Raw genomic sequence first — 16,623 nt, 5'->3', positions numbered from 1 at the left:
ATGGATTTATTTCGAAAAAAAGTCATACAACGGGAAAGTGTGACGAATTTAAAAAAAGAGTTGAAGTTAAAAGATTTGATTATGTTGGGGATCGGCGCCATTATTGGCACAGGTATCTTTGTTGTTACAGGGACTGCTTCTGCTGAGTATGCCGGACCGGCATTGATTCTTTCCTTTGTTGTAGCTGGTATCGTTGTTGTGTTATCAGGGCTTTCTTTTGCGGAATTTGCTTCTCGGATCCCTGTTTTAGGGGGCGCCTATTCGTATCTGTATGTCGTTTTTGGTGAATTTACCGCGTGGCTGGCAGGCTGGTTTTTGATTTGCGAGTTCTTATTGGCCGTTTCTTCGGTGGCATCTGGCTGGTCAGGCTATGTGCAAGGCTTCTTGGCCAGTGCGGATATCCATTTACCAACCGCTTTGACGGGCGGTTATGATCCAAGCAAGGGGACCTACATTGATCTGATTGCTGGTTTAGTCATTATTTTCGTAACCTTGTGGGTCAGCCAAGAAGCGAAAAAAGCGTTGCGTTTGAATAATGCCATGGTATGGGTGAAATTCGGCGTGATCCTCTTGTTTATCGTCTTTGGTGCCTTTTTCGTGGAACCAGACAACTGGCAGCCCTTTATGCCCTTTGGTTTTTCAGGCGTCTTTAATGGTGCAGCGTTAGTCTTCTTTGCTTTTCTTGGCTTTGATGCCGTCGCAATGGCGGCGGAAGAAGTTGAAGATGCAAAGAAAAATGTCCCTCGGGGGATCATTGGTTCCATTGCGATCGCAACAGTCCTTTATATCATTGTCACACTGATCATGACGGGAATCGTGCCGTTTGCTGAATTAGGAGTCAATGATCCGGTGGCTTTTGCGATGCGTTATGTCGGTCATGGAGTGGTCGGATCAATCATTTCCGTAGGGGCGATCTTGACCTTATTAACAGTGACGATCGCTATGATGTACTCCTTGGCGCGTCTGTTATATGCCATCAGTAAAGATGGGTTATTGCCAAAAGCCATGCAAGCCATCGATCCTAAGCATAAAACACCAAAGAAAGCGACCTACATCGCTGGTGTTTTTGCTTTCTTCTTTGCGGCAGCTTTCCCGTTGAATATCTTGGCAGAATTGACCAACATTGCGGCATTGTCGTATATGATCTTAATGTCCTTAGGGATCATCAAGCTGAGGAAGATGATGGGGCCACCTGCTAAAGGTGAATTTAAAGTACCTCTGGTACCTTTATTGCCTTTGTTGTCCGTTGCCAGCTGTCTCTTCTTGATGACCCGTCTAAAAACGGCGACCTGGATCGTTTTTGGGATCTCTTTAGTGATCGGAATCGCGATCTATTTTGTATATGGCTATCGTAATAGCGAATTAAATGAGAAAATTGACGAATAGGATTGTGAAAAGGCAAAGACCCGGATGCGGTTTTTGTCTTTTTTTATGTAAATATAGCCGAGCTTCCTATAAGCAGCGTTTTAGGAGGCTTTTTTTGTTATTCAAATAGTAGTCATTTCTGGTGCTGATCATTGCAACGACAGTCTTTCTTGATCAAAAGTCCTCTATGAATCTGCTTTTTTTGAGAAATTTTCCAAATGACAGATTCGCTAAAGGTTCATCCAGTATGCTTTTGTTAGAGAAAAAAGAGAGGATGTTGGCAATTGAATTATATGAAACGGGCATGGCTGAGTGTGACGAGAAAGCGAGGAAAATCTGCAATATTGTTTGCTGTTATTCTAATTTTAGGAAATGTAATCGCTGGCGCAATTGCGGTCAATCAGTCGACTCAAAATGTCGAAAAGCAGATCAAAAACCAATTAGGTTCCCTCGCAACGATCGATATCGACTATGAAGCCTTGATGGCAAATAGTGAGGGCGGCACAAGTATGGAGGAGATTCAGCCGCTGCCGGAGGAGCTGATCAAACAAATTGGCGAGCGCTCGGAAGTCAAACAGTATGACTATTTGCGAGAAGCAATGATTGCTGTTGATAAATTCAAACCCTATAGTTTTAGACCAGAAGTTGAAAACGAGAATATCATGGTTTCTGGAGGTATGGATTCTTGGGTCTATTTAACAGGAACCAATCTCTTACAACCGTTGGATTTTGAAGAAGATACGGTGAATTTAACACAGGGACGCTTCTTTACAGAAGAGGAACAGCGTACCGGAAAACGTGTAGGGTTGATTTCTGAAGAGGTGGCTCAGGAAAACGGCTTGACCGTTGGTGACACCATGGTATTAGATGGACAGTTTATCGATTATTCATCTGGTGGAGATCCAGAGAAACAAAAAGGCAATGATTATCCTATCGAAATCGTCGGGATCTTTAAAAATACCAGCTTAGAAAAAGCGAATGAACAAGGACAAGAGGGGGGAGTCAGCTCGTTTGCTTTTGATGATCGTCCCTTCAATCGGATCTATATGCCAAATGATGCTGTGAAAACGATTGTTGAAGAGGAACGTGCGGGGCGACAAGCGGCGTTTCCAGCTACAGACCCCGGATCTGACGAGGATTTCTTTACCCCGCAATTTATTTTGAATCAACCAGAAGATGCAGAACAATTCAAACAAGAGGTGACACCACTCTTGCCAAATGGCTATAAGGTCAATGCTTCTACGGATGAGTATGACCGTGTGGGAACCAGTATGAATCGCTTATCACAAATTTCCTCGTATGTCGTAGTGATTGCGGTGATTGCTTCCTTGATTATTATCTCCTTGATCATTGTGTTGTTTACCCGTGATCGTAAATATGAGTTAGGCATCTACCTTTCGTTAGGGGAACGCCGGAAATACGTGTTTGCACAGATTGTGATCGAACTCCTGTTGATTGGTGTCAGTGCAATGCTGATCTCCTTGGTTACAGGGAATATGCTGGGCAAGATGGTTTCTGAATCTTTGTTAGCCAGCAGTATGCTAGAGGCAAACCAGGCAGGGATGGAACAATTCTTTGTGGGGGCACCGAAAATCGACCAAGCGACGATCAACGAGGCGTTTCGCGTTCAATATACCTTATCTTATGTGATCGCCTTTTTAGCGACTGGGATCGTGACGATCTTGCTTTCGGCAGTGGTGCCGCTGTTGTACATTTTACGGTTGAATCCGAAAAAAATCATGCTGTAAGGAGCGATGAACATGGCAATTTTAGAAACAAAAGACATGACGTATTACTACCAAGATGGCGAGAATCGCCGGAAAATTTTAGATAAAACCAATATCTCCTTTGAAAAAGGCAAATTTTACACGATCTTAGGAAAATCAGGCTCAGGAAAGACCACTTTTCTTTCCTTGATCAGTGCATTGGATCAGCCAACCGATGGGGAAGTGTTTTTTGAAGAAAAAAATATCAAAACGATCGGTTATGAAGAATATCGCCGCAACAAAATCAGTCTGATTTTTCAAAGTTACAACTTGATCCCTTATTTGACGGCTTTAGAAAACGTCCTTGTTTCGATGGCGATTTCAGACAACAAACTCCCGGATCAGCACGATCAAATTGCGTATCGTTTGCTGGACTATATCGGCATCAATTCCACGAAAGCCGATCGTTTCGTCAATCAGCTTTCCGGTGGGGAACAGCAGCGGGTCGCCATCGCTCGTGCTTTAGCGACCAACGTTGATATCATTTTAGCCGATGAACCTACCGGGAATTTGGATGAAGGCATGGAACAAGAAATCGTGGATATTTTTAAAGAACTAGCGGCGATCCACAACAAGTGCATCATCGTAGTGACCCATTCGACCGAGATCGCCAAGCAGTCAGATCAGACTTTTTACTTAAAAAAAGGTGCGTTGACGGCCTATGAGTGATTTTTTATCGAAGTTTGAAGAAGAACCGAAACAGCCAGACAAGGAATCAGCAGCAGCCGAAGTACCTTCTTCCCGTGCTTCCCGAAAAGAAAAAGGTTCAGCTTCTTTAGAAGAGGGGATCGAACATGATCCCTCCTTCAAAAAGAAGCGGCGAAAAAAACGACTGCTAGGGTTAGCTGCCTTGCTTGGACTCTTTATACTCAGCGGCTTTTTATTTTTCCAATTGGCGTATGTCCGGTTGGATAACTTTGTGGACAAAGAGATCTCAGAGGTCAGAGAATGGGCAGCGGAACATGATCTTGCGGTTGATGTCACACCAGCCTATGATGAAGCCCCAGCCAATCAAGTGATCGCCCAAGCAGAAGCTGCCAGAAGTCGAGTCAGAAAAAGAAGCACTCTGCATCTAACCGTGAGCCAAGGACCTGATCCAGAAGAGAAATTGGCATTGCCAGACTTTATGGAAATGACGAGGGACGAGGCAGCAGAGTGGATCGAAAAAAATCAAGCAAGCAATTTGACGATCGTCGATGAATACCACGATGAGATCGAGGAAAAAGCACCGATTCGAGTAGAATTTACCAATAAAGAAGTCTCACGAGAGAACTATCATCGTCGAGATGTCGGACGAGTCTTTTATTCCAAAGGCGAAGAAACCTTTGAAAAAGATATTGAAGTACCAGACTTTAGTGATAAAACCCGTGCAGAGGTAGAAACATGGGGGAAAGCCCATGAGCTGGAGCTTGAAGTCAAAGAACAGGCTTCGGATACTGTGGAAGAAGGCAAAGTCATTGAACAAAGCGTGGCACCAAAAGAAAAAATCGCGAAACGGGATGCGTTTCAAGTAACGATTTCCCTAGGGAAAGGGGTCACCGTACCAGACTTTTCAACGATTTTACCAGATGATGCCCAGGCCGCTGTTGAGGGTGTCACTGTGCGGATGCGGATGCAGTTTACTCAGAGTCTGCCCTATGGACAATTGATCTCGCAAAGTGAGACCGCCGGGACCGTCTTAACCAGCAAAGATGACCAAGGCATTGAAGTCGTCTATTCGGCAGGTCAACCTTATATCAAAGATTACCGTCGAAGCGAGATCCTTGAAGGGGATCTGCAAAAACTCTTCTTTGATGAATTCCGTTCAAAAGGGGCGAACATCAGCTATCAAGTCCGTTATGTCAATTCAGCAGAACCCTACGGGACAATCGTGGGGATGAGCAAGTTCAATCAGTTTTTACCGTTAGAAGATACGATTACCTTCGATATCAGCTTAGGCAATCAGACAGCCCCAGCGGTTACTGATCCAGAATAGTCGAGCGGATTTATCGATGACCTGCAAGAAGGAGGAAACCCATGCGTCATCAAGAGAATTTTCAAGACCTTAGGAAAAAGCTGTTTGTGTTTTTACTAAGCGGTATGGTAGCATTGTTGCTACACATGTGGATTCATCAAACAAGTGTACACATGCGGATCGTTTCAACAGAACGTTTTATTGGAGAACAATTGGAATGAGTCTATAGGAATGATTGTGCTTACTGAAAAGTGACTGAAAAAGAAATGATGAGTGCAAAAGGGGGACTGACCAATGCGGATTTTATTCGTAGAAGATGAGCCATCGATCGCAGAAGCTGTTGCCAGCTTATTGAAGAAACAACATTATTCCGTCGATTTGGCCTTTGACGGCGAAACCGGATTAGATTATGCAGCGAGTGGTGTATATGACATTCTCGTTTTGGATATCATGCTGCCCAAAATCGATGGAATCACATTGCTAAAGACGTTACGCAAGCAAAATATTCGCACGCCGATCATTATGTTGACGGCCAAAAGCGAAGTCGATGACAAAGTACTCGGCTTGGATGCAGGGGCAGATGATTACTTGACGAAACCCTTTCAAATGAAAGAGTTGCTGGCACGGATTCGTTCGCTAGGCAGAAGAAAAGATTTGGATTATCAAGAAGACCAGTTAGCCTTTGGCAACGTGGGCTTAGATCGTAATGAGCTGCAGTTAGCCACGCCTAGCAATCAAGTGGTGTTGTCACCCAAAGAAATGAAACTGATGGAACTGTTCTTATCTAGACCCAAAGTGATCTTATCAAAAGAAACCATCATCAATAAAATTTGGGGCTTTGATCCCGATGTGGAAGAAAACCGCGTTGAAATCTATGTGTCTTTGCTGCGGAAAAAATTGGCACTGCTTGAAGCAGATATCGGCATTCGCACGATCCGTAATGCGGGGTACATTTTGCAGAGCAAGGAGCCGCCATGTTAAAAAAATTGCGAAATAAAATGCTGTGGTTCAATATGGCACTGATCTCGATCATTGTCTTAGGTGCCTTTACCTTTATCTATATTTTGAATGCCACCCAAATTGAAAACGAGATCCAATCGCTCGTCTCGCAAGAATCAAATCTCCTAGCTGCAGCACCGTTAGATGAGGAAGAAGTGCGTCAATCACTGGCAGACCCAGAATATCCAATGATTTTGACTGTCATCAATAGTACGAGTGACGTCAGAGAAATTGGCTTAGTTGTCAGCGATCAAGTCGACGTTGAGATCCAAAGTGATGATGAGGGTGTCGATGAGAGCGAACTGTATGCCGCTTTGGTCGATACAGCAACGAAGCAAGGAGCAGTACCAAACGAGGTGAAGTTGAATGATCGTTATTGGCGCTATTCCCTCTTTTTGGTAGCTTCTTTCAGCCATTATTCCATCAATAATGAGTCAATGGGAATGTACTCTACCAGTATCAATAGCTATGAGCCGTATTACCAAGTAATGTTTTTTGATGTCACCGATTATAAGACCAGTCTGAGAAATCTAAGAAACACGCTTTTGCTCATCGGCGTTTTAGCTTTAGCCAGTATTTATATCGCTAGTTTTTATGTGGCCAATCGAGCCTTGCGACCGGTGGAACTGGCTTGGCGCAAACAAAAAGAGTTTGTTTCTAACGCTTCCCATGAGTTGAAAACACCACTGGCGATCATTCAAGTCAATGCTGAGGTATTAGCTGGCAGTCCAGAAGAAACCTTGGAAAGCCAGATGAAATGGCTGAAAAACATTCAGTTAGGTTCCGAACGGATGGATGAGCTAGTGAATAGCTTATTGCTGTTGACCAAATTCGAAAGTGCCGAACAAGAAATGGTGCGTTCTTTGATCGACGCAGTTCAAGTCGTGCAAAGTGTTTATCAAAGCATGGAGGCGATTGCGCTGGAAAAAGGGATCCACTATCAGGAACAGATCGCTAAACAGGTGCACCTTGAAAGCAATGAGCAAGCCTTGCGGCAATTGACCATGATATTGGTAGACAATGCCTTGAAATACACGCCCGCTGGAGAAACAGTCAAAGTGGCCCTAATCGAACGGCAACGAAAGACAGTATTGCAAGTCTCCAACAGTGGTTGTCTGATCCCCGAAGAAAAAATTCCCTATGTCTTTGACCGCTTCTACCGCGGGGATCCTTCTCGCAACCATCAAGACGGTGGCTATGGGTTAGGTTTAGCCATCGCCAAAGCCATCACAGAAATGCTGGAGGCGCAAATCAGTTTGACGGTGGATCAAGACGGCGTCAATCACTTTGAAGTTTCATTTCATTGAGATTTGATTGCTGCCTTCACTTAAATCAATTTTTTCAAAAAAAGAGGACTCCGGGAATGGAAGTCCTCTTTTGATAGGTGAAATTTACTTGTTGCTAGTTAAATCCAATAAGCGGTCTTTCAAGTCTTCTTCTAGATGACCTAATTCCACTTCGGCAGCACGACGTTTTTCTTTTCCTTCTTTTTGGATCCGTAATGTTTCTTGGATCGTTTCCACAAGGTCGTTTTGTGTTTTTTGCAATGTTTCGATGTCGACGATGCCGCGCTCGTTTTCTTTCGCTGTTTCAATAGCAGAAACTTTCAACATTTCTGAGTTTTTCTTCAATAGATCATTGGTGGTCTCAGAAACTTGGCGCTGTGCCGTAACTGCATCTTTTTGACGCAATAAAGTCAAGGCAATGACCACTTGGTTTTTCCATAGTGGGATCGCTGTATTGACAGAAGCTTGGATTTTTTCTGCTAGCGCTTGGTTCGTGTTTTGGATCAGGCGAATTTGCGGTGCCTGTTGGATCGTGATTTGACGTGCCAAGCGCAAGTCATGAGTCCGTTTGTCTAAACGATCTAGGAATTGCGTGTAATCGTTGGCGATCTGTACGTCCATTTGATCATTCGTTTCTTCTGCTTTTTTCATAGCTTCAGGAATGATTTTGGTTTGCAATTCTTGCATCTTCAACTCGCCAGCGGCAATGTAGATGTTCAATGCATCGAAGTAATCTTTGTTCTTTTGATACAACTGTTCCAACATCAGGTTGTCTTTTAGCAAACCGTCTTTTTCTTTATCCAATTTGACGGCGATCTTGTCGATTTGGGCACCGATTTTTTGGTATTTAGCGGTGATTTCAAAAATGGATTGTTTTACTTTACCAAACATCCGCTTGAATAAGTTGCCTTCACCTGCACGCAGTTCATCTGGATTAGCTTCTTGCAAGCGATACATCAACTCAGTCAATGAGTCGCCCACAGGGCCGATATCAGCTGCTTGGACATGGTTCAACATAGATTGGGAAAACTCCCCAAGTTTGGTTTGGGCAGCTGCACCATAGGTGATGACTGCTTGCTGGTCAGTTGCATCGATCTTGCTGGCTAATTCTTGGGCCTGTGCTTGACGCTCTGGCGGTAATTTGTCAATCAAACGCGGTGCTGTTTGCTGTTCTTTCAGCTGACTGATCTCCGCTTGTTGAGTAGTGGTCAAAGTGTCGACAGGGGTTGAAAATGGGTTGTTCAATAAATCGTCAAGCGTATCCGTTACGGGTTTTACTTGATTTGGTGTGTCACTCATAATAACTCCTCCTAATAATTGTCTGCTTTCGAAAAAAATCTAGCCTGGGCTAGATTTTTTTTAGATTCTTTTTTTGTTGCCAATCAGAATCTATCCCTATTCATTATCTCGTTTTATGCTTTGTTTGGCAATGGATAACTCAATATCCATGTCATCAAGATCGTCTGCTACAAATTGGGAGTAGTCTTTGGCGATCAAGGAAGCCATTTGCTCGATAATTTGTGTGCTTTCTTCGATTTTATCATAGGTCTCACGACTTTTGATCTCATGGCTATTGATTTCAATGAACTTATCGGTCAAATCGACCATATTGGGCAAGTGGGTATAAAGGAAATGACTTGCCAAAGGCAGTTTAGTTGGTTCTTTTACGAGTTCTTTGAAAAGAGCTTTTGAGGCACGCAAGGCATCGTGACGCAAGTCAATGGCTTTTAACTTGTTATTGCTAGTGATATTTTTTTGGTATTTATCGATTTGGTGTTTCGTCTGATTCATCGTTTCACGGAACAATTCGATCTCACGAGCAGTCATTCCGCTTTTCAAGTAATGGGCTTCTCGTTCTCTCGTTAAAGAAGGCAAAACTTGTGGATCCGCTGCCGGAACTTTACGTCCTCTGATACCGACGTAGACTAAAATCGCACCGACGATTAATAATAGGCTCGCAAATGAATCGCCTACTACGTTAAAAATAATACTGATGAGGACGATCGCACCAACGATCAGCCAGATGTTTTTTTTCATTTTTCCTCCTCCTAAAAATCTCTTGGACAAGTAGATTGGGTTATTCGACATCTTTATTTTAGCATGTTCACTAAAAGAAAAATATCAGACTTGGGGTGGATTTTCCGATTTTTAGTAAATTCATAAGCTTTCTTGCTATTTCTTAAGAAGATATTTTTTCTAAATTATGCTAAAGTGTTTGATAGATAAGACGTATGAGGAAAGTTAGGTGTCGATAGATGTTAGAATTTAAAGATTTTGAAGAAAAAACGATCCAACGGAATGAAATTTTCCATGGCAAAATCATTGATGTGGTGGTTGATGATGTCTCCTTGCCCAATGGTGGAACCAGTAAACGCGAACTAGTCTTCCACCCAGGTGGGGTGGCCGTGATCGCCTTGACGAGTGAGAACAAAATGCTGTTCGTTCGCCAATTCAGAAAGCCATTAGAGCGAGTGATTTTAGAGATACCAGCAGGCAAAATCGATCCAGGAGAAGGCGCACGTCCAGATTTGACTGGCGCCCGGGAATTGGAAGAAGAGACTGGCTATCGCGCAAAAACGCTAGAGCATGTTTCTTCTATGTACCTTTCACCAGGCTTTGCGAATGAAATCTTGCACGTCTATTATGCGAAAGAGCTGGAAAAAGTGGCAAATCCCTTACCGCAAGACGAAGACGAAGTGCTGGAAGTCTATGAATTGAGCTTAGAGCAAGCACAAGCCGCTATCGCTGATGGAACGATCTGTGATGCGAAGACCGTGTTTGCGATCCAATTTTGGGAGTTGCTGGAATTGAAACGGAGGAACGGACTTGCCTAAAGAACCATTGATCACCCGCAGTGAACTTCGACGCCGACGCGAAGAAGAACAAGCGGCGTCTGAACGTAATCAGCAAATCGTAGAAAAGCAAAGCAAGAAAGAATGGAAACAAAAAGAAAAACAAATTGATAACCACTACCGAAAAGTGCGCAAGAAAAACAAAGAAATCACGAAGACCCGTGCCGGTGAGAACCAGAAATCTCGGGATCTGAACCGTTTTTTAATGAAAGCCATTGTGATCGTCACTTTATTGTTAGTCGTCGTCGGTTTGGCGATCTTTTTGTTGTGATTCATCTAGTACTAAGAAAAAGCCGCCCCTGCATCTTCTGCAAGTGCGGCTTTTTTGTTATTCGGTCGGCTTTTTCAAAATAGCTAAAAACATGGCCGCTGGCTGATTCATGAACAAATGATCCGCTTCATGAAAAACGGTAAAGGAAGTGTCGGTAAACCCAATCGCCTCTGTCAGTTGAGTCAATGCGGCAGGGTCAAACCCATTATGAACCAGCGGGTGAGACACGGCGGGATTTTTAAGGAAATCCACTAGATAAAGGGTTCCTCCCGGCTGCAGCAAGGCGTATAGTTTTTCCATCATAGCGGCTGTGTCAGGAATATGCAGCAAGACGAGGGATAGCAGCACAGCGTCTGCTTTTGCTTGTAAGGATTCTTGCAGCAGATCGTGGACAGTTGCAGAAGCATTGGCCAGCTGCAGTTGGTTGATTTTTTTTTCAGAAACCTCGATCATGCCAGGGGCAGTATCCCAGATGGCTAAGTGCTGGACATAAGCTGCTAAGGGCAGACTTACTAGGCCGGTACCGCCGCCGATATCGATCAGAGTTTGGTGCTGGTTGTCTTTAAAATAAGGTTCAAGGGTTTGGGTGACTAATTGTGCTAACGCGATCCGTTCAGGGGTATCGTATTTTGCTGCCATGGCGTTGAAAATTTCAGACATAAGTGCCTCCTTTGATAATGACAAAAAACTGTTCGTTTCGTCAAAACTAGTTTATCATGAAAGGAGAAAAAACACGTCAGTAGATACGTGGGAATTTCTGTTGTTTTTCATTTTAAAGGATGAAAAATAAACGAGAAGCAGGAGGCAAACACATGAAAATTGGTATTATTGGTGCAATGGAGGAAGAAATCAAGGCGTTGCGGGAACAGTTGATTTCACCGCTTTCTTGGGAACGCGGCGGCGCACTATTTATTTCAGGAAGTATCGGCAATCATGAAGTGATCGTCGTTCGTTCAGGTATTGGTAAAGTTCTGGCATCGATCACCACTAGTTTACTGATCCAACAATACGGGGTCAATATGGTGATCAATACTGGATCAGCTGGTGGGATCGGTGCCGGTTTACAAGTAGGGGATTTAGTGATCTCAGATAAAGTGGCCTATTTTGATGTCGATGTGACGGGCTTTGGTTATGAATATGGCCAGTTGCCTGGTGGGATGCCTTTGTATTATGAAGCCAGCCGCTATTTGATCAGTGAGATGACAAAAGCCGCAGAAGCGACCCATCATACCGTGAAAAAGGGACTGATCGTTACAGGCGACAGCTTCATTCATGACCCGCAAAAAGTACAGGAGATTTTAGGACATTTTCCAGATGCCTTGGCTTGTGAGATGGAAGGAGCCGCGATCGCACAGACTGCGCAGCAATTCAATATTCCTTTCTTAATCGTGCGCGCGATTAGCGACACCGCCGACCACGCAGCAACCGTCTCTTTTGATGAGTTTATCTTAGAAGCTGGCAAGCGTTCCGCTGAAATGGTCTTGGCATTCGTTGAAACATTAAAGTAACTTAAAAAACAGGAGAGCCGATCCGTAAGAGGAGGAAGGAAGCATGAGAGCATTACTATCCATTGATTATACGTTTGATTTTGTTGCAGATGAGGGACGATTGACGACGGGTGCTGCTGGGCAAGCGATTGAAGCTGCCTTAGTGGCTCGGACGCAAGCCTTTATCGAAGCCGGTGAGTATGTCGTTTTTGCCATTGATCGTCATGAGGAAACAGACAACTATCATCCTGAAAACCGCTTGTTCCCACCCCACAATCTTGCGGGCAGTGCGGGGCGACATCTTTATGGTCGTTTAGCCCCGCTTTATGAAACCTATCAGGAAGCGCCAAATGTCTATTGGATCGACAAGCGCCATTACTCAGCGTTTAGTGGTACCGACTTGGACATCCGACTCCGGGAAAGAGGGATCACGGAATTGTACCTGACCGGCGTTTGTACCGACATCTGTGTCTTGCATACAGCAGTGGATGCCTATAATTTAGGCTACCAACTGGTGATCGATGCAGATACCGTTGCCAGCTTTGACGCGGTCGGACATGAATGGGCACTACGCCATTTTGAAAATACCCTTGGTGCGAAAATCATTTCTGCGAAGGAGGAAGCATAAATGGGATGGATGGATCAATTAAAAGCAAATTTCAGTTTCAGTGAACTGACTAGCCTTTATCAAGCGTATCAAAAAGGGAATCTTGATGTGAAGGCGTTGTTGAACAATGACTTCTTACAAAAGTATACAGATTTTCAGAACTTGGATGAGTTTATGGCTAAACTAGGAATCCAGAATGAAAACCAAATCTTCGACTTTCTAAAAGACCGCCCCAATCGACAAAAAGCCGATCAAGTCGTCAATGAGCATTCTCAATTCGATTCTGTGATTAGTATGATGAAAAAAGCTTTACAGAAATAAACAATTGGCGAAGAAAAAGCGCAAGCAGAAAAATCTGCTTGCGCTTTTGTTTACCAAATCTGCACACGATCTTCTGGTGCACGATACATAGGGTCACCAGGTTTGATATCAAAGGTGGTATAGAATTCATCGATGTTTTGGACTTGGATATTGGCCCGTAGTTTCGCTGGTCCGTGGACATCGATCGCCAGTAAGAGCTGTTGGTATTGTTCTTTGGCTTTTGTACGCCAAATCTTCGCCCAATTGGTGAAGAAGTCTGTTAAAGAAACATCGCTTTCTTTTTGCGCTGCTTCTAGCGCACAGCTTAGTCCGCCTGCATCGGCGATGTTTTCAGAAACAGTCAATGTTCCGTTGACGGTACCGCCGGCAAATGGCAGGCCATCAAACTCGTCGATCATCGCTTGAGCTAAGCGTTCAAAGTGTGCCAAATCTTCTTCTGTCCACCAATTGTTTAAATTACCATATTCATCAAATTTTGCCCCGTTGTTGTCAAAGGCGTGGGAGATCTCATGAGCAATGACCGCGCCGATCCCCCCATAATTTGCGCTGGTGGATTGTTCCAAACTATAAAAGGGCGCTTGTAAGATTGCGGCTGGGAAAACGATCACGTTCTTAAATGGGTGATAGTAGGCATTCACGGTAGCGGCGGACATTTCCCATTCCTCGCGATCCACGGGCTGCTGCCATTTTTTGAAGGTATCTTCTCGGAACAAACGATTGAAATGAAGGGCATTTGCCAACAGACTTTTCTCTTCATCGGTATGCAATTGATCATAAATAGCAGGAACTTGATCAGGGTACCCGACATGGATGCCTAAACGATTCAATTTGATAATCGCTTTTTGGCGGGTTTCTTCACTTAACCACGTGTTGTTGCGCAAACGATCTTGGTAGACAGCAATCATTGTTTCCACCATGTGTTTGACGTCTTTTTTCGCCATTTCCCCAAAGTACTTGCGTCCATAATAATCACCGATCACTTGACTAAAATGACCCATCGTTAAGTAATAAGCCGCTTTTTGTTGGGGAGCCGCTTCATCGATCCCTGATAAGTAGCGACTGTAGGTTCCGCCTAACTGACGCAATTCTTCACTCAGATAGCTAGTATAGCGCAAGCTTTGGTTGACGATCATCCAGCCTTTCAAGAGTTCAAAATGGCTATCAGAAACAATAATGTCAAAGGCTTCAAAGTAAGCGGGTTCCGTTACGATCAGCTCTTCTGGTGTACCTGGTAAAAGGGCTGTCAAGAGTTGTGTAAAATCGATCTTGCTAGCTTGCTTTGCAAATTCCTCCAAGGAGCGAGGATTGTAGTTTTTACTATAATCCGCACTTTCTTCCGCACTGCGGACATGAGGGGCGATCAATTTATCAAATGCGATCGCTTGCTCTACCATCGATTCCGCTTCTGCTTGGTCTTTTCCGTAAGCAACTAAAACGTTGACGGCCATCTCAAAGTAGACTTGCAGCATTTCGCCTGCTTGGGGATTTTCTGTGTAATAGGTTTTATCCGGCAAAATAGTAGCAGGCGGATAGACCGACAAAGTATTCATTTGCGCATTTTTCATGTCTGCATCGACATCCAGTTGGAAAGGCAAGGCAATGCCCTCTAAAACGAAACTTGCCAGTTGCTGATTCAATTCCTCATAAGAACGCAACGCTTCGATTTTTGCTAATAGTGCATTTGCTTCAGTAGCGCCAGCTGCCTCTCGTTGGGCAAAATCGCTGGCTAAGCGGTAAAAAGCCACAGCATCCTTCATGCGGCCTTTTGGCGTAGCATGGGGATCGTGTGCCATATTTTCAAATTCTGCGATCATTAAGGAATCGATTCCGTCAACGAGATCTTGGAATCCACCCGTAGCGGGTTTATCTGCTGGAATAACAGCGGTCTCCAGCCACTCGCCATTTACATAGTCATAAAAATCATCTTTTAACAAGGTTGTCATGTCTTTCGCTCCTCTCGCTTTCTACTATTATGAAACAAAATCTGTAAGGACGCAAAGAAAAGTTTTCTAGACGAAAAAGGGTTTTGATCCAAGTAGGAGGAGAATCTAAGGTATAATAAGAAAAAAGGCAGGTGAACGAGATGGAACAAGTAGAGTGGAAAGGGATCGCCGAAGAGCGGTTTCGTCCGTATAAGCAGTGGGTCACTCCTTCAGGGTATTTATGCGGCACCTATGCGGCAGCCGTCTTTTTGGCCTACTATCAAGATTACATCGATGAAACGATCATCCCGAAAGCGTTTCGCCGAAAAAAACAGCGGGATCTGACAGTAGTGACGGAAATGCTGCGTGTGCTGATTCAGCCTCATGGGTTGCCGACGATCGCTTGGCAAGTCAGTCATGGTTTGACTCGGTTTTTCGATCAATTCCAATTGCCTTACCGCGGACGTGCGACCGTTGTTGGCGGTTGGCATCGAGCGTGCAAACGAATCGACGAAGGCAAACCGGTGATCATCGGTATTTTGAAGCCTTTAGGCAGCACATATGGCAATCATTGGGTCGTGGCTTACGCCTACGCCGAAACCGCCAGCGGAGAACGCTATTTTAAAGTTCATGACAACTGGGGCAACTACAAAAAAGTAATTCCCGCCAGTTGGGTAAACGGTACCGTCACACTTCCTTGAACGAGACGGTTAAAAAAACAGTCACTTTGTGCTAGAATAGAAGAAAACAACCACATTCATTGGAGGCAATCATGGGCGAAAGTTATAAAGATAGTTCGTTGAAAATTTTTAGTTTAAATGGAAATTTACCATTAGCAGAAAACATTGCGAAAGTTTTCGGTACAGAACTAGGGAAGTCAAAAGTGACACAGTTTAGTGATGGAGAGATTGCCATCAATATTGAAGAAAGTGTGCGGGGCGACCATATTTATATCATTCAATCGACGAATGAACCCGTCAATGATCATTATTTAGAGTTGCTGATCATGATCGATGCGATGAAACGGGCTAGTGCGAAGACCATCAATGTCGTTTTGCCTTATTACGCATATGCGCGGCAAGACCGAACCGCCAACCCGCATGAGCCGATTACTGCAAAATTGATTGCCAATATGCTGGTGGAAGCAGGGGCTTCTCGGATCTTGACGCTTGATCTGCATGCCGTCCAAGTTCAAGGGTTTTTCGACATCCCAGTGGATAATCTCTTTACGATCCCATTGTTTGCTCATTATTATCGCGAACAAAAAATGACTGGTGACGACTATGTCGTTGTTTCACCAAAAAACAGCGGTGTCCAACGGACCCGTAGTTTGGCAGAATACTTAGATACAGCGATCGCGATCGTCGATCAAGATGAAGCCGATGGCGGCTATGTGATTGGTGATGTCGTTGGGAAAAAATGTATTTTAGTTGATGACATTTTAAATACCGGCCATACATTGGCAAAAGCGGCAGACTTGTTGAAGGAAGCTGGTGCCAGCGAAGTGTATGCTTGTGTGTCTCACGCCTTACTTTCGCCGCCAGCTAAAGAAATTTTGGATCAATCAGCGATTGAAAGGATTTGTGTCACCGATTCTTGTTGGACCAGCGAAGAACGCCATCCAGAAAAACTGCACTACATTTCTTGTGCTGAATTGATGGGGGAAGCCGTTCGCCGCATTCACGAAAATACACCAATGAGTCCATTGTTCCGCCTGGAAAGCAAAGAGTATAAATAAAAATATGAAAAGCACCCGCTATCCTTAGGGACAGCGGGTGCTTTTGCGTGTGGGG

18 protein-coding genes are annotated in these 16,623 nt (G+C 44.2%); 14 read left to right on the top strand and 4 right to left on the bottom strand.

All coding sequences use genetic code 11. The features are described 5' to 3' along the window. From ACIPK1_RS03975 to ACIPK1_RS03945, 7 genes are all read left to right on the top strand, one after another. The gene (locus tag ACIPK1_RS03975; protein ID WP_213354811.1) at positions 1 to 1,386 is read left to right on the top strand and encodes an APC family permease; all 1,386 of its coding nucleotides are present in this window, start codon (positions 1 to 3) and stop codon (positions 1,384 to 1,386) included. Between the two features lie 272 nt (positions 1,387 to 1,658). After that, positions 1,659 to 3,113: an ABC transporter permease gene (locus tag ACIPK1_RS03970; protein ID WP_060792591.1), complete on the top strand. Its 1,455-nt coding sequence runs from the start codon at positions 1,659 to 1,661 to the stop codon at positions 3,111 to 3,113. A gap of 12 nt (positions 3,114 to 3,125) precedes the next feature. After that, complete coding sequence (locus tag ACIPK1_RS03965; RefSeq protein WP_008379303.1) at positions 3,126 to 3,800, top strand: ABC transporter ATP-binding protein; 675 nt, start codon at positions 3,126 to 3,128, stop codon at positions 3,798 to 3,800. After that, positions 3,793 to 5,106, top strand: coding sequence for a PASTA domain-containing protein (locus ACIPK1_RS03960; RefSeq protein ID WP_194188295.1), 1,314 nt, complete (start codon positions 3,793 to 3,795; stop codon positions 5,104 to 5,106). The genes ACIPK1_RS03965 and ACIPK1_RS03960 overlap by 8 nt, the downstream gene beginning before the upstream one ends. Before the next feature lie 41 nt (positions 5,107 to 5,147). Then, entirely contained in the window at positions 5,148 to 5,306 is a 159-nt protein-coding gene (locus ACIPK1_RS03955; protein WP_301388126.1) for a hypothetical protein, read from the top strand. A 73-nt stretch (positions 5,307 to 5,379) separates the two neighbouring features. After that, the gene (locus ACIPK1_RS03950) at positions 5,380 to 6,066 is read left to right on the top strand and encodes a response regulator transcription factor (RefSeq protein ID WP_140966112.1); all 687 of its coding nucleotides are present in this window, start codon (positions 5,380 to 5,382) and stop codon (positions 6,064 to 6,066) included. Next, entirely contained in the window at positions 6,060 to 7,391 is a 1,332-nt protein-coding gene (locus ACIPK1_RS03945) for a cell wall metabolism sensor histidine kinase WalK (protein WP_301388123.1), read from the top strand. The genes ACIPK1_RS03950 and ACIPK1_RS03945 overlap by 7 nt, the downstream gene beginning before the upstream one ends. A gap of 84 nt (positions 7,392 to 7,475) precedes the next feature. On the opposite strand, the gene ACIPK1_RS03940 is transcribed toward ACIPK1_RS03945, so the two are convergent. Further along, entirely contained in the window at positions 7,476 to 8,669 is a 1,194-nt protein-coding gene (locus ACIPK1_RS03940) for a toxic anion resistance protein (RefSeq protein WP_005233515.1), read from the bottom strand. A gap of 96 nt (positions 8,670 to 8,765) precedes the next feature. Further along, positions 8,766 to 9,407 (bottom strand): 5-bromo-4-chloroindolyl phosphate hydrolysis family protein, encoded by a 642-nt coding sequence (locus tag ACIPK1_RS03935; RefSeq protein ID WP_008379306.1) that lies wholly within the window; start codon positions 9,405 to 9,407, stop codon positions 8,766 to 8,768. Positions 9,408 to 9,625: 218 nt separating this feature from the next. On the opposite strand from ACIPK1_RS03935, the gene ACIPK1_RS03930 reads away from it, so the two are divergent. Further along, the gene (locus ACIPK1_RS03930; protein WP_008379307.1) at positions 9,626 to 10,204 is read left to right on the top strand and encodes an NUDIX hydrolase; all 579 of its coding nucleotides are present in this window, start codon (positions 9,626 to 9,628) and stop codon (positions 10,202 to 10,204) included. Beyond that, a complete protein-coding gene (gene macP, locus ACIPK1_RS03925; RefSeq protein ID WP_005233519.1) occupies positions 10,197 to 10,493 on the top strand; it encodes a cell wall synthase accessory phosphoprotein MacP in 297 nt (98 codons plus the stop codon). The genes ACIPK1_RS03930 and macP overlap by 8 nt, the downstream gene beginning before the upstream one ends. A 57-nt stretch (positions 10,494 to 10,550) precedes the next feature. Here the strand turns inward: macP and ACIPK1_RS03920 are convergent, their stop codons facing one another. Then, on the bottom strand, positions 10,551 to 11,153 hold the full coding sequence (locus ACIPK1_RS03920; RefSeq protein WP_008379308.1) for a class I SAM-dependent methyltransferase: 603 nt from the start codon (positions 11,151 to 11,153) through the stop codon (positions 10,551 to 10,553). A gap of 152 nt (positions 11,154 to 11,305) precedes the next feature. Here ACIPK1_RS03920 and ACIPK1_RS03915 point away from each other — a divergent pair, with 152 nt between their 5' ends. Genes ACIPK1_RS03915 through ACIPK1_RS03905 form a run of 3 tightly spaced genes read left to right on the top strand, consistent with a single transcriptional unit; the run spans position 11,306 to position 12,908 of the window. Next, a complete protein-coding gene (locus ACIPK1_RS03915) occupies positions 11,306 to 12,001 on the top strand; it encodes a 5'-methylthioadenosine/adenosylhomocysteine nucleosidase (RefSeq protein WP_005227823.1) in 696 nt (231 codons plus the stop codon). 43 nt (positions 12,002 to 12,044) lie between these two features. Then, on the top strand, positions 12,045 to 12,608 hold the full coding sequence (locus ACIPK1_RS03910; protein WP_008379309.1) for a cysteine hydrolase family protein: 564 nt from the start codon (positions 12,045 to 12,047) through the stop codon (positions 12,606 to 12,608). Next, complete coding sequence (locus ACIPK1_RS03905) at positions 12,609 to 12,908, top strand: hypothetical protein (RefSeq protein ID WP_008379310.1); 300 nt, start codon at positions 12,609 to 12,611, stop codon at positions 12,906 to 12,908. Between the two features lie 50 nt (positions 12,909 to 12,958). Here ACIPK1_RS03905 and ACIPK1_RS03900 read toward each other — a convergent pair whose 3' ends face one another. Next, a complete protein-coding gene (locus tag ACIPK1_RS03900) occupies positions 12,959 to 14,851 on the bottom strand; it encodes a M13 family metallopeptidase (RefSeq protein WP_074536170.1) in 1,893 nt (630 codons plus the stop codon). 140 nt (positions 14,852 to 14,991) lie between these two features. Here ACIPK1_RS03900 and ACIPK1_RS03895 point away from each other — a divergent pair, with 140 nt between their 5' ends. Beyond that, the gene (locus ACIPK1_RS03895) at positions 14,992 to 15,531 is read left to right on the top strand and encodes a C39 family peptidase (RefSeq protein WP_005233534.1); all 540 of its coding nucleotides are present in this window, start codon (positions 14,992 to 14,994) and stop codon (positions 15,529 to 15,531) included. Positions 15,532 to 15,602: 71 nt separating this feature from the next. Further along, complete coding sequence (locus tag ACIPK1_RS03890; RefSeq protein WP_005233536.1) at positions 15,603 to 16,568, top strand: ribose-phosphate diphosphokinase; 966 nt, start codon at positions 15,603 to 15,605, stop codon at positions 16,566 to 16,568. Positions 16,569 to 16,623: the final 55 nt, after the last annotated feature.

Origin of the sequence: Enterococcus sp. NPDC086594, assembly GCF_044746145.1 — a bacterium.
Lineage (GTDB): Bacteria > Bacillota > Bacilli > Lactobacillales > Enterococcaceae > Enterococcus_D > Enterococcus_D entomosocium.
Note: the sequence above shows the minus strand (reverse complement) of the source record. Positions and strands in the feature narration are given on the sequence as shown.

Bases quoted from the DNA above. Each gene is read 5' to 3' on its own strand.
- ACIPK1_RS03975 (WP_213354811.1), top strand. From the start codon at position 1: ATGGATTTATTTCGAAAAAAAGTCATACAACGGGAAAGTGTGACGAAT.
- ACIPK1_RS03970 (WP_060792591.1), top strand. From the start codon at position 1,659: ATGAAACGGGCATGGCTGAGTGTGACGAGAAAGCGAGGAAAATCTGCA.
- ACIPK1_RS03965 (WP_008379303.1), top strand. From the start codon at position 3,126: ATGGCAATTTTAGAAACAAAAGACATGACGTATTACTACCAAGATGGC.
- ACIPK1_RS03960 (WP_194188295.1), top strand. From the start codon at position 3,793: ATGAGTGATTTTTTATCGAAGTTTGAAGAAGAACCGAAACAGCCAGAC.
- ACIPK1_RS03955 (WP_301388126.1), top strand. From the start codon at position 5,148: ATGCGTCATCAAGAGAATTTTCAAGACCTTAGGAAAAAGCTGTTTGTG.
- ACIPK1_RS03950 (WP_140966112.1), top strand. From the start codon at position 5,380: ATGCGGATTTTATTCGTAGAAGATGAGCCATCGATCGCAGAAGCTGTT.
- ACIPK1_RS03945 (WP_301388123.1), top strand. From the start codon at position 6,060: ATGTTAAAAAAATTGCGAAATAAAATGCTGTGGTTCAATATGGCACTG.
- ACIPK1_RS03940 (WP_005233515.1), bottom strand. From the start codon at position 8,669: ATGAGTGACACACCAAATCAAGTAAAACCCGTAACGGATACGCTTGAC.
- ACIPK1_RS03935 (WP_008379306.1), bottom strand. From the start codon at position 9,407: ATGAAAAAAAACATCTGGCTGATCGTTGGTGCGATCGTCCTCATCAGT.
- ACIPK1_RS03930 (WP_008379307.1), top strand. From the start codon at position 9,626: ATGTTAGAATTTAAAGATTTTGAAGAAAAAACGATCCAACGGAATGAA.
- ACIPK1_RS03920 (WP_008379308.1), bottom strand. From the start codon at position 11,153: ATGTCTGAAATTTTCAACGCCATGGCAGCAAAATACGATACCCCTGAA.
- ACIPK1_RS03915 (WP_005227823.1), top strand. From the start codon at position 11,306: ATGAAAATTGGTATTATTGGTGCAATGGAGGAAGAAATCAAGGCGTTG.
- ACIPK1_RS03910 (WP_008379309.1), top strand. From the start codon at position 12,045: ATGAGAGCATTACTATCCATTGATTATACGTTTGATTTTGTTGCAGAT.
- ACIPK1_RS03905 (WP_008379310.1), top strand. From the start codon at position 12,609: ATGGGATGGATGGATCAATTAAAAGCAAATTTCAGTTTCAGTGAACTG.
- ACIPK1_RS03900 (WP_074536170.1), bottom strand. From the start codon at position 14,851: ATGACAACCTTGTTAAAAGATGATTTTTATGACTATGTAAATGGCGAG.
- ACIPK1_RS03895 (WP_005233534.1), top strand. From the start codon at position 14,992: ATGGAACAAGTAGAGTGGAAAGGGATCGCCGAAGAGCGGTTTCGTCCG.
- ACIPK1_RS03890 (WP_005233536.1), top strand. From the start codon at position 15,603: ATGGGCGAAAGTTATAAAGATAGTTCGTTGAAAATTTTTAGTTTAAAT.